The organism is Methanogenium cariaci JCM 10550, from assembly GCF_001315945.1.
Lineage (GTDB): Archaea > Halobacteriota > Methanomicrobia > Methanomicrobiales > Methanomicrobiaceae > Methanogenium > Methanogenium cariaci.
In genome coordinates, this window is the sequence record NZ_BBBG01000018.1 from 24536 (window position 1) to 38872 (window position 14337).

Below are 14337 nucleotides of genomic sequence, written 5' to 3' on the forward strand. Positions count from 1 at the left end.
TGGGGGATAATAAAAGGAGAACCGGATGGGGACCGGTTTCTCAACTATTCATTCACTCGTTATTCCTGTTTCCGGAAGAGGAGCATGGCACCCGCTGCCCCGCCGATGAGCGGGATAAACCCAAGCGGGCTCTGTTGCGGTATGGTAGCTGTCGGCGTTCCTGTGCCTTCCTCTCCGGGTATGGCGACGGTCACCTGCGGTTCTGTCACGGTCTCATTCACCGGTTCCGCGGTGACGGCAACGTCAACCGTATCTGTTCCACCTTCTGGCACAACGCCACCGGTGGGGGGGACTGCCACCTGCTGTCCGTCACCGGCGGCGATCGCAAACGAGGAAAATCCCGGTGTGGTGGCCTCATAGTATACCCATCCGTTCTCTTCCCGGAGAAGAGAGGTGGGGGGGAGTTCCTGCCATCTATTATCGTGGAAACGCCAGAGGGCCATGTCCGTTGGAAGCAGTTTTTCTGCGTTCAGCCATGCCGCAGAGACCCGGAAGGAGAAAGCGGCCCCGCTGACTTCATCATCGGTCATGCCCCCCCTGAGTTCTGCCGTAAGATATTGGTAGACTGGCCCTTCCAGCCCGTCCGGGCCGGTGCCTGCGTCGTCCACGGTGAGAAGAATTCTCCCGGTCCCTTCTTTCGTAGTGATACTGACCGTCTGCACCGCAGAACCGGTGAAGCGGAGTGTTGCCGTATCCCCCCCGGCGCTCAGGGCAGGTGTTGCTGCCATGTCGGCGGACGCGTCCTCATCTGTTGCGGGCAGCGGGTTTTCGTTGAAGTAGCGGGCAACGGGGTTCACTAACGGGCAGATATCGGTCTCATTGTCCCAAATCATGAAGGGTGTGTTCCCGATGCGTCATGGTCGGTATCGGTGCCGGTGTAGGTGCTCCAGTAGTTGCCCATCGTCTGGGTGAATGCCCGCCCGTAATACCAGTAGGTTACCTCTGTCGGGGAGTGCCAGGTGACATTTGTCTCACCCGTCTGCATCTCCTCAACGCTTGTATCGGCCTTCAGGCTCATGCCTCTGAATTCCCCGGTTGGACTGGGATAGTCCAACAGGGTGTCGTCTATGCTGAGGCAGCGGTCAAAGACGTCTGCTGCGATATCCGCCGCTTCCGGCATGTCCTCTGCCGCAGCGGAGGTACTGAGGATGCTCCCAAACAGGATGCCGTCGGTCAAAACAAAGTCATTGCGGTATACGAAGACATCTCCTCCTTCGTCCCTTCCTTCAATGGATGGATACACCGCCCCGGAGAAAGAGTTCCCGTACACCACAGAGTCGTTCAGTTTCATCAATGCCTGTGCTGAGCAGTTTTCGGCGATATTGGAGTTGATATCCGCTCCGTCAGCCCAGATCACAATGCCGATGCCCGTATCGTTGCACCGGATGATATTGTCAGAGACCAGAATGTTCCCCATATTGTCGGTATAGATCCCGGCAATGGAACAATTCACTGCGTTGCCGGTCACTGCCAGATCCTCTCCCATTATGGAGCCAATGCCCATCCAGGCATCATCGATGGTATTGCCCGTTATGGTGGTGTTGACGAGGAGACTCCCCCCCCTCACCGCGATCGTTCCCCCCCGGTGATGGTGTTATTTGCTATCGTGGTGTCCTCTGCATACATGAATTCGATCCCTGCTCTCCCATCGTGGCAGACAATCTCATTGCCTTCCACCAGAGCACCGGATATCTGGTACAATCTCAGACCGGAATCCACATCCGGGCCAAACGAGGAATCCTGCACAATGATATTCGCCGATTCATATGCCAGCACTCCGTGGGATACCTCGTTTGCGGTGACATTCCCCCCCATTATCACATCCCGGCATGAGAACAGGAATATTCCGTCTTCGATGGCTCCGGGGGCAATGTCACGGATGATCATGTCCGTACAGTTCACACAGATGACGGCACCCGCGTCTGACGTGGCATCAATGATCTCTCCTGAAACGCCCTCCCGGTAGACAACCGGTCGGCCGTTCACGGTGACCGTCTCATCAATGGTATTGCCGGTGTCCTTCTGAAAGTCTGCATACTCAAGATTGTTTCTGTTGTCGTGCAATGCGGTGGTGGAAAGAGAGATTCTGTCTATGAAACCGATATACAGGCCGTGTTCGTAGCCGCTGATCTCGATATCATACAGGGTGGCGTCATTGCCCAGGATGCCGATGCCGCCGAGTGCGGCACCGTTTCCGTCGAAGGAGAACCCGACGATGGTGATATTGTCTGCCTCACACTCCACACCGATGCCACCTGCGGGAGTGGCAACAACCGGTTTCCCCAAACCGAAGAGGGTGACTGGCTGTTCCAGAGTCAGCTCTTCGGGGGGGTAGGTGCCTGCTTCAACAATGATTGTGTCACCGGACGCGAGGCATTCACTGCGTCCTGAATGGTCGGATAGTCCCGTGGAACCATGGTCAGGGGGGGGCTGGTGTGCGCCTTGATGCAGACATTGGTATTGGGAGAGGAGAGGGTCAGATCTTCCCAGGTGTCTCCGTCTTCACTTACGAAACTTTCGCCCGCTTTTGCGGTGGCGTTGGACGAGTAATCCTCAATTGGTTGTTCCACGACCAGCGGGTGGGTATCGGTCGGGGGGGAGGAGACTTTCAGCACCACCGAGAAGTCCTCGCCGGGAAAAAGAGAGACTGCATCCGGCAGGGAGATGGTGTGGTAGCCGGGGGGGAGTTCAGCAGTGCCGGACGCCCATGCGACTGGTGCTTCGTCGCCCGGTGGAGTGATGAAGTCGGTGAAGATCGCAATAGTGTAGTCAACCCCCCGGCTCGCGGGTATAGAAGCTCACGTTGGTGAGCTCTTCGTAGCGCTCTGCGGAAAAGACGTTGGCTCCATAGAAGGTGGTGTCCGTGCCGGTGCCGATACTGGCGGTCCAGCCGAGGGGGGGGTCATACTGGTAGATCCGGTTGTCTACGTCGGTGGGAACTCCGGTGAAGAGCACTCCGGGAGCGGAATCCCCGTTTTCGCCATCATAATATGCCTGTTCATCGTCCCAGAAATGTCCCAGCCGGGGGGGATCATAATAGGAGATGTAGAGGTATCCGTCAGACCCCTGCCAGGTTCCCCAGCTGTTTTTGAGAATAAATGCGCCGTCACCCGGTGCCTCAACGGCAAAGTTCTCTTTTGGGAAGGTATCGTCCCACCCGACAAGCGCAACAGCGTGCCCGCCGTCAATGGCATACTGCTCACCCGGCCAGTAGTAGGTGGTGTCGTTGTCTGCAAAACAGGAATCGTTTATCAGGAATGCAACCCCCCCGATGGCACCCTCATCCATAAGCTTCTGCTGAAACCGGCTGTTGTCAAGAGGACCGTTCCGTGGCGGAAGGAAGGTGATGTCACGGACATCCAGCACCGGGGGGGAGAGATCGGTGGGTGAGGTGTTGGATGGTATCGGGGTGAGGTAGGGATCATCTGCTTCCTGCACCGGCCCGCTACCACGGGCGAGATAGGCAGACGACATGAAGAAGTTTCCTCCGTTGCAGGTGCATAATCAAATCCCTGGGGGGAGAGGTTTGAACAGAGATTGTTCATGTTGTTCTCAGAGAAGTCCTCTGCTTCTCCTGAGTCGGTGAGATACGTTGACTCAAGCGAGCCATATGTTGCAAATGCCCAGCAGCTGCCGCACCGGCCCTGGTCACGGACCGGGGGTGACTCTGTCATAGTCACGGAGATCATACCGGGCGGGGGAGTGCTTCTGCATATGTGACGGTATCTGCTGTATATCCGTCCGGCCAGACCACGATTGCAGGGGGGGCCGGGATAAGTCCAGTCAAAGAAGGGTCTGTGCCTGTCGCCGTGCAGGAGTCGCCGCAGCCGTAGCAGTCGATGGAATACCGGTCACTGTCAGCCGTGTCCAACCTGTCTGTGTATGCAACAAATGCCGGATTGAGGGGGGGTGCCTGTTCGATAGTGAGTGCCGCTGCCCCCTGTATGAGTACGAGGGCAGTAATGAGCAGAATTGCTAAATGTTTTAACGATATGGGTACCATGACGTCACCTTTTAATGTATGATGAATCTGTCGCCAGAATCAGACATTAAAGTGCTGGAATGTACCTGTGTCCTTGAGATCTGCGAGCATGCAACGGACTCTGCGTTCCTGAAAAATTTTGAAAGAAGATCGAGATTATAAAAAAGAGAACCGGTTGTGACCGGTTTCTCACGGACTCACTCACTTGTTTTCGTAGCGTTTCCTAAAGAGCAGGGCCGCACCCGCTGCCCCACCTATGACAGTGATGAACCAAGCGGGCTCTGCTGTGGGGGGGTGGTGCCGGTCGGTGTTCCCGTGCCTTCCTCTCCGGGAATGGCGACGGTCACCTGCGGTTCGGATGTGGTTTCATTCACCGGTTCCGTCGTGACCGCAACGTCAACGGTATCTGTTCCGGCATCCCCCCCCGGCACGACAACATCGGTGGTGCCTGTCACTTCCTGTTTGTCACCGGCGGCGATGGCAAAGGAGGAGAAGCCCGGTGTGGTGGCCTCAAAGTATACCCATCCGTCTTCTTCCCGGATAACCGATGTGGGAAGCTCCTGCCATGCATCGTCATGGAAACGCCAGAGAGCCATGTCTGCCGGAAGAATCCCTTCGGCCTTCAGCCATGCAGCGGGCACCCGGAAGGAGAATTCCGCTCCACTGATTTCATCGTCCGTCATGCCGCTGAGCTGTGCGGAGAGATACTGGTAGACCGGTCCTTTCAGCCCGTCCGGGCCAGTGCCTGCATCGTCCACGGTAAGGAGTATACGTCCACTCCCTTCTTTCGCAGCGATTGTAACGGTCTGCACGGCTGAGCCGGTGAAGCGGAGTGTTGCAGACTCTCCGGCGCTCAGGGCGGGTGTTGCTGCCATGTCGGCGGATGCATCCTCATCTCCGTGGGGGCAGCGGGTTTTCGTTGAAGTAGCGGACAACAGGGTTCACTAACGGGTGGATATCCGTCTGTTCTCCGGAAATTGTGAATGGCGTCTCCCCCCCGATGCGTCATGGGTGGTATCGGTGCCGTTGTAGGTGCTCCAGTAGTTGCCCATCGTTTGGGTAAATGCCCGCCCGTAATACCAGTAGGTCTCCTCGGTCGGGGAGTGCCACACCGGGCTGTACATAAAAATCATTTCCCCCCCGTCCATCCGGGCGGAACTGTCTGCTGTCAGAGAGGCAAATGCCATGTCAGCATGCCTGTCTCCTGTATCCGCACGGTTTGGTATTCCGACCTGCACCACTGCCTCTCCCCCCCACTCCGTGTTATCCAGCCACGCTTCGTTTGCTGTGGTGTGCAGGACAGCGGCGTCCAATCCCGCATGCCCTTCTGTCAGCACAAAATCATTGCGGTATACATAGACATCTTCCTCTACATCCCGGGCGAGAACAAGCGGATACGCGGCACCGGAAAAGTGGTTGTCCCTCACCACGGAATTGTTCAGAATCATCCCTGCCTGCATTGAGCAGTTCTCCATGGTATTGCCGACAATGTCTGCTCCATCTGCCATGAACATCAGCATGCCAACCCCCCCTATGTCATTGCATTGGACAGTATTGCCGGAAACGGTGATCATCTCCCCGTTTTGAATTTGGATTCCATATTTTGTGACATCCATCGTGTTGTCGGATACGGTGATCATGTCTGCATTTATGATGTCGATGCCGTAGCCCGTGCCGCCTTCTATCGTATTTCCGGCCACAATTAACCCGGAGGTCTCATTTCCCATCACTCCCATACAGTCTTCATCGCCGCTCATGGTGTTGTTTGTTATGAGGGTGTCATTCACTCTTATGAGGGACACCCCTGCACCACCGTACCGGTATGCAAAATTGTTTCCGGCTGCCTGCAGTCCGTTGGTTCCTTCCGCAAAAATACCATGATATATGTCCGGACCAAACGAAGAGTCATGCACGGAGATATTCTCCGAGGAAGAAGCCCACACGCTGTCGCTAAATATCTTGTCCGCGGTTACATTCTCCACGCACACGTCCCGGCAGAAGAGGAGGGTAATTCCATCTCCCATGGCCTCTGTTGTGGTGTCACGGATAGTGATGTCGGTAGAATTCACACAGATGATGGCTCCTGCGTTTGAAGTGGCATCGATGGTCTCCCCCCCTGATACACTTTTCCGGTAGATGACCGGCCGGCCGTTCACGGTGACCGTCTCGTCAATGGTGTTGCCGGGGTTTTCGCAGTAGTCCCAGTAAATGAGATTGTAGGTATTGTCGTGCATTGCGATTGTGGATAAGGAGAGACCCTGCACATCCCTGATATAAAGGCCGAATTTGCAGCCGGTGATTTCAGTGTTAAACAACGTGCAGTCATCTCCTGAGATACCCACGGCAAGGTTTTCCCCCCCCTTTGTTCCCTCAAAGGAGAACCCGGAGATTGTGCAGTTGTCTGCCTCAATTTCAACACCAATTCCATCTTCCGGGGGGTGGCGATAACCGGCATACCCACACCAAAGAGGGTGAGAGATTTATTCAGCACCAGTTCTTCGTGGTAGGTGCCTGCTTCAACAATGATGATGTCACCGGATGTTGCGGTGTTCACTGCGTCCAGAATGGTCGGGTAATCTCGTGGCACGACGGTGAGGGGGGGATGCGTGAACGCCTTGATGCAGACATTGGTATTCGGGCGGGAGAGGGTCAGGTCTTCCCACGTGTCGCCATCGTCACTCACATAACTTTCGCCCGGCCCGGCGGTGGCTTTGGATGAGTGTCCGGGAATCGGCAACTCTACTGCAAGTGGGTAAACACTGGTCGGGAGGTGATCTCCAGGACAACAGAAAATACCTCTCCGGGCATAAGAGTGACTGTCTCCGGGAGGGAGATGGTGTGGTAGCCGGGGAGTGCACTGGTGCCGGATGTCCATACGACCGGTGCGGCATCGCCCGGCGGGGTGGTGAAGTTGGTAAAGATGGCAACCGTGTAGTCCGTATCCGGTTCAATGGTGTAGAAACTCACATCAGTGAGTGCTTCATAATTGCCAGCGGTGAATACATTGGCCGCACAGTAGGTTGTGTCCGTTCCGGTTCCTATTTGTGTGGTCACTCCGAGAGGGTCGTACTGATATATTTGTCTCTCTTCATCAGCGGGAACGCCGGTGAATACTACCGGTTCGCCTGTGTCTAATGAGCGGTCATAGTAGGAGATGTAGAAATATCCGTCCTCCCCGAAATCGGTGCCCCAGCTGTTTTTCAGAATAAAGGCCCCGTCACCTGGGGGGGTGTTACACGGAACTCCTCTTTCGGGAAGGTATCATTCCATCCGACGAGCGTGACAGCGTGGCCACCTCTGGGGGGGGATATCCTTCATCCGGATGATAATATGTGATTCCTTTGTAAGAAAAACAGGAATAGTTCACCAGGAAACGAACCCGGAGCACCCTCTTCCATGAGAGTCTGTTTTAAATGATCGTTGTCGAGAGGGTCTGTCCGGGTCGGCAAAAAGGTCACTTCGTGGGTGTCAAGCACCGGTGGAGATCAGTGGGGGGGGAGACGTTGGAGGGTATTGGAAGGATATATGAGTCATCTGCCTCCCGTATTGGGCCGCTGCCACGGGTGAGGTAGGCTGTAGACTTAATGGCGTTTCCTCCATCGCAGGGATCCCTGTCATATCCGTCCGGGTAGAGGTTTGATAAGAGATTCTTCATATTGTTTTCAGAGAAGTCTTCTGCGGTTCCGGTATCGGTGAGATATGTTGATTCGAGCGAGCCGTATGCGGCAAATGCCCAGCAACTGCCGCATTTCCCCTGGTCACGAACCGGAGTGACCCTGTTGTCATCGCGGAGATCAAAGTGGGGGGGAGGGTATGCCTCTTCGGCCACCCCCCCTGTCGCTCGAAAAATATCTTTCGTATCCGTGTCCGGCCAGACCATGACAATTGGTGCGGGGATATCTCCGGTTGCATACGGCATTGTATCAGTGCCTGTTGCCGGGAAGAAATCACCATAACATTCGATGGAATACTGGTCGGTGTTATCTGTGTCCAGCCCTTCCATGTATGCGACAAATTCTGGATTGAGCGGTGCCTGTTCGATTGTAAGCGCTGCTGCCCCCCCTGCACAAGGATGAGGGCTGTTATGAGGAGAATTGCTGAATGTTTTAACGATGTGGGGGGCATGTCGTCACCTTAAAATGTATGGTGAACTTGTCTCCAGAATCAGGGATTAAAGTGCTGGAATGTACCTGTGTCCTGTATTCTGATGGAGCACAGGTCTGAAATTGCTTAATTTCCATGAAAGACGGTGCTGAAAAAGAGACCGGGAGATAATAAAAGGAGAATTGGATGGGGGGGGCCGGTTTCTCCCTGATTCATTCCCTTGTTTTAGTAACGTTTCCGGAAGAGGATCATGGCACCTGCTGCTCCGCCGATGAGCGGGATGAGTCCAAGCGGACTCTGTTGCGGGGTGGTGCCGGTCGGCGTTCCCGTGCCTTCCTCTCCGGGAATGGTGACCGTAACTGGCGGTTCCGGCGTCGTCTCATTCACCGGTTCCGCGGTGACAGCAACGTCACTGGTATCCGTTCCCCCCCCTTCCGGCACAACGACATCGGTGGGGGGGACTTCCTCCTGTTGTTTGTCACCGGCGGCGATGGCAAACGAGGAGAAACCCGGTGTGGTGGCCTCGTAGTATATCCATCCGTTCTCTTCCCGGAGAACTGAGGTGGGCAGCTCCTGCCATGCATTATCGTGGAACCGCCAGAGGACCATATCCGCTGGAAGCAGCTTCTCTGTGTTCAGCCATGTCGTGGCGACCCGGAAGGAGAATTTTGCCTCTTTGACGTTTTCATCTGTCATGCCGTTGAGCTGTGCAGAGAGGTATTGGTAAACCGGCCCTTCCAGCCCGTCCGGGCCGGTGCCTGCCTGTTCGAGGCTGAGAAGAATTCGTCCGCTCTCTTCTTTTGGGGTGACCGTGACGGTCTGCACCGCAGAGCCGGTGAAGTGGAGTGTCGCAGAGTCACCGGCGTTCAGGTGACCTGCATCCGCAATAATTGCCGACGGATCCTCATCTGTTGCGGGCAGCATGCTGTGGTCCGTATACCGTCCGGATGCCATGATCAGCGGTGAAGTGTCCAAATCTTTTTCCCGGATGACAAACGCCGTCTCGCCGATGCCGTCATGGGTGGTGTCGGTGCCGTTATACGTACTCCAGTAGTTGCCCATCGGCCGGGTGAATACCTGCTCGTAGTACCAGTAGGTTACCTCTGTCGGGGGGGAGTGCCAGACCGGACTGCGCATCACAATCTCTTCCTCTGCAGTGCGGGTAATTGAGACTGCAGGTATGACCCCCCCGTATGCCTCGTTAACCGACCAGTTGGTCATAATTCCATCCGGCATCCGGATCTGTTCAGAAGCCTCTCTCCAGTCCAGATCTCTCTGACTCTGTTCGTCCGCTGTTGTGGTGTGCAGGATGGCAGCGTCCGTTCCCGCATGCCCTTCTGTCAGCACAAAGTCATTGCGGTAGACAAAGACGTCTTCCTGAGCATTCGGAACAAGGATGACCGGATACGCGACACCGGAGAAGTGGTTGTCCCGCACCACGGAATCTGTCAGTGTCAGCAGGGTCTGCACCGAGCAGTTCTCCGCGGTGTTGCCAGTGATCTCCGCCCCCCCTTTTGCATCAATGACCAGACCGTTCCCGGTATCATAGCACTGCAGGGTATTGTCGGAGATGGTGATGGTCTGCACCCCTCCGGCCTCAATCCCGGTGTCCATGGTGTGTATCAAGTTTCCGTCCACTTTCAGATGATCTCCGTTTGTGATGTCAATGCCGTATTCCGTGCCCTCCGTTATGGTATTTCGGGATATAACGGAGTCCGAGGATTCATGTGCCCAGATTCCAACACTCCCCAGGCCACCTGTAATGGTATTGTCTGTGATGGTGGCGTTGTCTGTGACATAGACCAGTGCTCCCACACCATAATCCATGCAGACCATTTCATTGCCCTCGATCTGCAGTCCGGAGATTTCTTGTGCAGAGATGCCATACAAGATATCCGGGCCGAAGACAGAGTCCCTGACGGTAATATTTGCTGAGGATTTGATTATTACGCCCTCCATGGCCGTGTTTATGGTGACATTCTCCACCGTGATGTCCCGGCAGAAATACAGGGAGATACCCTCTCCGGTGTTCTCTGTTTCGATGTCCGGATGGTCATATCCGTACAGTTCACGCAGATGACGGTTCCTGCATCTGAGGAGGCGTCAATCGTCTCGCCGGACACCCCCCCTTCCCGGTATATGAGCGGCCGGCGTCCATGGTGACGGTCTCATCAATGCTGTTTTTGGGGTTCTGGCTGATGTCCGGCCAGTAACTGTTGATGTAATTGTCATGCAGTGCGGTGGTGCTCATGGAGAGCCGCTCTGCAGGGTTGATCAGGAGGCCGCACAGGTATCCGCTGATATCCAGATCATAGAGGGAGGTGTCATTTCCCTGAATACTGACGCCGAAAATGGCCCCCCCTGGCCCTCCCTCAAAAGAGAATCCGGCAAGGGTGATGTTGTCTGCCTGAACCAGAACTGCGATTTCATTTTCGGTGGCGGTGACCACAGGCGTCCCCCCCATACCGAGAAGAGTGAGCGGTTTATCGATTGTCAGTTTCTCCAGGTATGTGCCGCTCTCCACAATGATGGTGTCACCCGCTGCCGAGGCGTTCACCGCCTCCATAATGGTCGGGTAATCCCATGGCACGACGGTGAGAGGGCGGGTGTGCGCTTGATACAGACATTGGTGTCCTCGAAGCCGTGGATATCAGTCAGATCTCCCCCCCAGTTTACCAAGTCAATACTCACGTAACTCTCGCCTGCCTCTGCGGTGGCGCCGGATGAGTATCCGTCAATTGGCATCTCCACCACAAGCGGGTAGGTATCATTCGGTGAGATCACCATAAGGAGAACTGAGAATTCCTCTCCGGGAGTGAGGGGGGGGACGGTATCCGGGAGGGTGACGGTGTGATACCCCGGGAGGGCAGTGGTGCCGGATATCCAGGCAACTGGCATGTCATCGTCCGCCGGAGGAGCACTGCCGGTAAAGACGGCCGCCACATACTGGGTTCCCGGTTCGCGGGTATAGAAACTCACGTCGGTGACCTCTTCATACTGGTCGGCGGTGAAGACATTCAGTCCCATCATGAGGGTATTGAGACCCGTGCCGATGCTTGTGGTCCATCCTAGTGGGTCATGCTGGTAGATCTGTTTCTCTTCCACCGCCGGCACCCCCCCGGTGTAGAGTGCTCCGGGGGGGTGTTGTAGTAGGTATAGTCATAGGGTTCATCATCGGCATGCGCCAAACGACCGACTATGGGATCATAATAGGAGATATAGAAGAATCCGTCCTCTCCGGCATCGGTGCCCCAACTGTTCTTCAGGATGAAGGCACCGTCACCCGGTGGAGTGACTGCAAAGGCATCCGCCGGGAAATCATCGTCCCACCCGACGAGAGTGACGGCATGCCCGCTGTTGGATTCATACTCATCACCCGGCCAGTAGTAGGTGGAGTAATTGTCTGCAAAACATGACCAGTTTACAATGAATGAAACCCAAATGGCACCTTCATCCATGAGAGTCTCTTTATAGAGATCATTGTCGAGTGGGCCTGTCCGGGGGGGGAGGAGGGTGACCTCACGCACGTCAAGGACTGGTGCAAGATTGGTGGGGGGGAAATGTTGGACGGGTAAGGGAGGGCATATGGATCATCGGCCTCCATCACCGGGCCGCTCCCCCGGACGAGGTAGGCATTGGACATGAAGGCGAATCCTCCGTCGTAGGGTGTTCGGTCAAACCCGTTCGGGTATTCGTCCGAACAAAGGTTCTTCATATTGTTCTCGGAGAAGTTCATCGCATCCCCGGAATCCGTGAGATATGTCGACTCAAGGGAGCCATAGGTGGCAAATGCCCAGCAGCTGCCGGCTTTTCCCTGATCACGGGCCGGGGTGGCCCTGCCCTCGTCACGCAGGTCAAAGCGGGCGGGCAGTGCCGATCCGTTGGTTACTGCTTCCGCTGTGTACCCGTCCGGCCAGAATGCGAGTGCCGGCGACGGGAGCAGACCGGTTGCATAGGGAGCGTCCGTCTCCTCCGTCAGTTCCGCGTATGCGTAACTTTCGGAAGATATTTGGTCGGTGACACCGGCATCCATGCCTTCTGTGTATGCCACAAATGCCGGATTGAGGGGTGCCTGTTCGATGGTGAGTGCCGCTGCCCCCCCTGCACGATGATGAGGGCGGTAATGAGGAGAATCGCTGATTTACTAAACGGGAGGGATACCATTTTTTCACCTGATAAAGAATAGGGAGATGTCACCGGAAACTACCTTTAATGTGATGGTTTATGCATTTTTGAACGGTATCTGTTGAAATCCGGGAGAAATCCGGCAATTCTCCACTCCCGGATGGCACTCTTTCGCTGGCCTGTTGTCAGGGGGGGTACATCAGGAGGAGTATAGCGGAAAAAACAGGGGGGGAACGGTTGTTACCAGCGCGGGTGTATTCGTTAAAACACGGGATGCAGACGACCTTCCCGTCCTGCACTCTGGCCCGCTGCTCCGATACCGGTTCGCCGCAGACTGCACAGGGAACGGATTGGAAGATGCGGGCCCGTTCCGGCAGTTCTGGTGTGACTTCTTTGCATTCGTATATTTCATCCAGAGGGGCACTGAGGATCTTCTCAATCATTGCAGAGCGGATCTCCTGCATCCTTGCCCGGTCGGCATCCGTGGCGGTGCCCGCGGCCATCCGTGCGTGGATCTCTTCGGTCTCCGGGAAAACGTTCTCCTGGCTGAAGGATGGTTTCTGGGCAATGCGTACTGCCTTTTCTTTGTTCCGGAGTATGAAGGTGTAGACCGGTTTGCCGTGGTCACGGAAGATCAGGTTCCCCTTGCCCATCGTGCACCCGGTGATGTACTGGATGGCGTCGATCATGCAGGCGTCGTTCTCCACGATCGCGACCATCTCTTCGTCTGCTGATCGGCCGGTGTTCAGGCACTCTTTTGCATACTCGGACGCCCGGTAGCCGAACGCAAGGCCGGGACAGACATGACCGTGGAATAGGGCCACCTCTTCAAACGGCGGAAGTGTTACTGTCATCATCTGTTATTTTTGCCTGCCGGAGTGATAAATGCCTGTATCGGCCGAAATTACGGTGTAATAATCATGGGTGTTATTATCCCGCGTGATTAAAGAATTAGATTATGAAACAGACTCCCATTTCTTCATACCTACGCTTGATCGGTCTCTTTTCCTGCCTCGCCTGTGTCCTCCTCGCCGCAGGATGCACCGATGCACAGCCGGAGATGATTGTGGAAGCGACCAACATCACCATCACCGACACGGATGCCACCTCTGAGACGATCACGTATACCGTGACCGTCACGGTTACAAACACGGGAACTGCATCGGCAAAGGATGTGATCGCCGGTATCACCCTACAGACCCCCCCTGATGCCAGCCAGATGTCACGGATGGCTCACGAGAGCGTGGAGTTCGGCACCATCGCACCCGACACTACCCGGACGGAAACCGTGACCATTATTCTGGAAGCGGGCCCGGTGGGATACGCGGATCTTGTCACCGAAGGAAAGAACCCGGTGGTAACGACAAAAATCGAACAGATGGAATATGTCACTCTCCCCCCCTTCTGAGGGGGGGCAGAGTCCATTTTCCATCCCTTTTTTCATCCGGCGCTCCCAGATAATGGGTATGCCCGTTGTCAGATTCCGTTTTTCCCGTTCCCAGACCACAACAGAGATCGACTATGCAGAGGGAGATACCTATGCGGATCTCATTCTGCGCTGCGGTCTGATCCCGGACACTGTGCTCATTTTTGTGGGAGACCGGTCTATCCCTGAGGACGCAGTGGTATGTGAAGAGGATGTGACGATAGAAGAGACCGCATCACGTGGGTAGATACCCGCACGGATCAACAACAAATAAACAACGAACAAAAAATATTCAAATGAACCGGGGGGGATTACTCCTCGGCCTTTGGTTTCTTCTCTTCTTTGGGTGGTGCAGGGGGGGGCCCCTGCACGAATTCCACCGCAGGGCCGGTGGTCGATGGATGATAATCCGGTTCCACAAAGATACAGTCCTTCGGGCAGACCTCGGCACAGCGTCCGCAGATGATACAGCGGAGACGGTCAATCTCCCAGGTCCGGGCCGCACGGTCGACGGTTATCGCCTGTGACACGCAGTGCCGCTGGCAGTTGCCGCAGTAGATACAGTCCTCGATTGCGATGACCACATGCCCGCGGGTTCCTTCATACCGTTTGGCAGGCGTGGCCGGGTACATCAGGGTGGCGGGTTTCCCCGTCACATTCGCAAGCGCCCGCTTCACCATGGTAAATAATGGCATATCTC

General features: G+C 55.5%; 18 protein-coding genes and 2 pseudogenes. 2 read left to right on the forward strand and 18 right to left on the reverse strand.

Going from position 1 to position 14337, the window contains the following annotated elements; genetic code table 11:
- Positions 1–59 precede the first annotated feature (59 nt).
- The 17 genes and pseudogenes from JCM10550_RS12770 to JCM10550_RS12850 all read right to left on the reverse strand — a co-directional run bounded on the left by JCM10550_RS12770 (position 60) and on the right by JCM10550_RS12850 (position 13068).
- Complete coding sequence (locus JCM10550_RS12770; RefSeq protein ID WP_062399669.1) at positions 60–833, reverse strand: PGF-pre-PGF domain-containing protein; 774 nt, start codon at positions 831–833, stop codon at positions 60–62.
- Positions 830–1567 (reverse strand): NosD domain-containing protein, encoded by a 738-nt coding sequence (locus JCM10550_RS12775; RefSeq protein WP_062399671.1) that lies wholly within the window; start codon positions 1565–1567, stop codon positions 830–832. Before JCM10550_RS12775 ends, JCM10550_RS12770 begins: the two co-directional genes overlap by 4 nt.
- Positions 1564–2286 (reverse strand): right-handed parallel beta-helix repeat-containing protein, encoded by a 723-nt coding sequence (locus tag JCM10550_RS12780; protein WP_062399673.1) that lies wholly within the window; start codon positions 2284–2286, stop codon positions 1564–1566. The genes JCM10550_RS12775 and JCM10550_RS12780 overlap by 4 nt, the downstream gene beginning before the upstream one ends.
- A 29-nt stretch (positions 2287–2315) precedes the next feature.
- The gene (locus JCM10550_RS19830; protein ID WP_245619196.1) at positions 2316–2741 is read right to left on the reverse strand and encodes a lectin like domain-containing protein; all 426 of its coding nucleotides are present in this window, start codon (positions 2739–2741) and stop codon (positions 2316–2318) included.
- Between the two features lie 28 nt (positions 2742–2769).
- Positions 2770–2955 carry a lectin like domain-containing protein gene (locus JCM10550_RS23325; RefSeq protein WP_245619197.1) on the reverse strand — a complete coding sequence of 62 codons (186 nt, stop codon included), beginning with the start codon at positions 2953–2955 and terminating at the stop codon, positions 2770–2772.
- A 96-nt stretch (positions 2956–3051) separates the two neighbouring features.
- Positions 3052–3483 (reverse strand): annotated as a pseudogene (locus JCM10550_RS23330) (C1 family peptidase); the annotation flags it as partial.
- A gap of 202 nt (positions 3484–3685) precedes the next feature.
- The gene (locus tag JCM10550_RS12795) at positions 3686–4003 is read right to left on the reverse strand and encodes a hypothetical protein (protein ID WP_062399678.1); all 318 of its coding nucleotides are present in this window, start codon (positions 4001–4003) and stop codon (positions 3686–3688) included.
- Between the two features lie 233 nt (positions 4004–4236).
- On the reverse strand, positions 4237–4917 hold the full coding sequence (locus JCM10550_RS12800; RefSeq protein WP_062399680.1) for a PGF-pre-PGF domain-containing protein: 681 nt from the start codon (positions 4915–4917) through the stop codon (positions 4237–4239).
- A gap of 9 nt (positions 4918–4926) precedes the next feature.
- A complete protein-coding gene (locus tag JCM10550_RS12805) occupies positions 4927–6246 on the reverse strand; it encodes a right-handed parallel beta-helix repeat-containing protein (RefSeq protein ID WP_172673904.1) in 1320 nt (439 codons plus the stop codon).
- Positions 6135–7036: pseudogene (locus JCM10550_RS23335) on the reverse strand (lectin like domain-containing protein). The gene JCM10550_RS12805 and the pseudogene JCM10550_RS23335 overlap by 112 nt, the downstream one beginning before the upstream one ends.
- A 400-nt stretch (positions 7037–7436) precedes the next feature.
- Positions 7437–7985, reverse strand: coding sequence for a C1 family peptidase (locus JCM10550_RS12820; protein ID WP_062399688.1), 549 nt, complete (start codon positions 7983–7985; stop codon positions 7437–7439).
- 326 nt (positions 7986–8311) lie between these two features.
- Positions 8312–10129 carry a PGF-pre-PGF domain-containing protein gene (locus JCM10550_RS12825; RefSeq protein ID WP_281175402.1) on the reverse strand — a complete coding sequence of 606 codons (1818 nt, stop codon included), beginning with the start codon at positions 10127–10129 and terminating at the stop codon, positions 8312–8314.
- A 25-nt stretch (positions 10130–10154) separates the two neighbouring features.
- Positions 10155–10652 (reverse strand): hypothetical protein, encoded by a 498-nt coding sequence (locus tag JCM10550_RS12830; protein ID WP_062399692.1) that lies wholly within the window; start codon positions 10650–10652, stop codon positions 10155–10157.
- The gene (locus JCM10550_RS12835) at positions 10640–11191 is read right to left on the reverse strand and encodes a lectin like domain-containing protein (protein WP_062399694.1); all 552 of its coding nucleotides are present in this window, start codon (positions 11189–11191) and stop codon (positions 10640–10642) included. The genes JCM10550_RS12830 and JCM10550_RS12835 overlap by 13 nt, the downstream gene beginning before the upstream one ends.
- Positions 11155–11544, reverse strand: a complete 390-nt coding sequence (locus JCM10550_RS25240) for a C1 family peptidase (protein WP_062399696.1) — start codon at positions 11542–11544, stop codon at positions 11155–11157. Before JCM10550_RS25240 ends, JCM10550_RS12835 begins: the two co-directional genes overlap by 37 nt.
- Complete coding sequence (locus JCM10550_RS25245) at positions 11508–12137, reverse strand: C1 family peptidase (protein ID WP_062399698.1); 630 nt, start codon at positions 12135–12137, stop codon at positions 11508–11510. Before JCM10550_RS25245 ends, JCM10550_RS25240 begins: the two co-directional genes overlap by 37 nt.
- 259 nt (positions 12138–12396) lie before the next feature.
- Positions 12397–13068, reverse strand: a complete 672-nt coding sequence (locus tag JCM10550_RS12850) for an FmdE family protein (protein ID WP_245619190.1) — start codon at positions 13066–13068, stop codon at positions 12397–12399.
- Positions 13069–13169: 101 nt separating this feature from the next.
- Between JCM10550_RS12850 and JCM10550_RS12855 the strand changes: the two genes are divergently transcribed.
- Together JCM10550_RS12855 and JCM10550_RS12860 are read left to right on the forward strand one after the other, a co-directional pair.
- Entirely contained in the window at positions 13170–13619 is a 450-nt protein-coding gene (locus tag JCM10550_RS12855) for a hypothetical protein (RefSeq protein ID WP_157200273.1), read from the forward strand.
- 58 nt (positions 13620–13677) lie between these two features.
- Complete coding sequence (locus tag JCM10550_RS12860; RefSeq protein WP_157200274.1) at positions 13678–13884, forward strand: thiamine S protein; 207 nt, start codon at positions 13678–13680, stop codon at positions 13882–13884.
- A gap of 64 nt (positions 13885–13948) precedes the next feature.
- Here JCM10550_RS12860 and JCM10550_RS12865 read toward each other — a convergent pair whose 3' ends face one another.
- Complete coding sequence (locus tag JCM10550_RS12865; RefSeq protein WP_062399703.1) at positions 13949–14332, reverse strand: 4Fe-4S dicluster domain-containing protein; 384 nt, start codon at positions 14330–14332, stop codon at positions 13949–13951.
- Positions 14333–14337 lie beyond the last annotated feature (5 nt).

Bases quoted from the DNA above. Each gene is read 5' to 3' on its own strand.
- JCM10550_RS12770 (WP_062399669.1), bottom strand. From the start codon at position 833: ATGATTTGGGACAATGAGACCGATATCTGCCCGTTAGTGAACCCCGTT.
- JCM10550_RS12795 (WP_062399678.1), bottom strand. From the start codon at position 4,003: ATGGTACCCATATCGTTAAAACATTTAGCAATTCTGCTCATTACTGCC.
- JCM10550_RS12820 (WP_062399688.1), bottom strand. From the start codon at position 7,985: ATGGAAGGGCTGGACACAGATAACACCGACCAGTATTCCATCGAATGT.
- JCM10550_RS12830 (WP_062399692.1), bottom strand. From the start codon at position 10,652: ATGGAGGCGGTGAACGCCTCGGCAGCGGGTGACACCATCATTGTGGAG.
- JCM10550_RS25240 (WP_062399696.1), bottom strand. From the start codon at position 11,544: ATGGATGAAGGTGCCATTTGGGTTTCATTCATTGTAAACTGGTCATGT.
- JCM10550_RS12850 (WP_245619190.1), bottom strand. From the start codon at position 13,068: ATGATGACAGTAACACTTCCGCCGTTTGAAGAGGTGGCCCTATTCCAC.
- JCM10550_RS12855 (WP_157200273.1), top strand. From the start codon at position 13,170: ATGAAACAGACTCCCATTTCTTCATACCTACGCTTGATCGGTCTCTTT.
- JCM10550_RS12860 (WP_157200274.1), top strand. From the start codon at position 13,678: ATGCCCGTTGTCAGATTCCGTTTTTCCCGTTCCCAGACCACAACAGAG.
- JCM10550_RS12865 (WP_062399703.1), bottom strand. From the start codon at position 14,332: ATGCCATTATTTACCATGGTGAAGCGGGCGCTTGCGAATGTGACGGGG.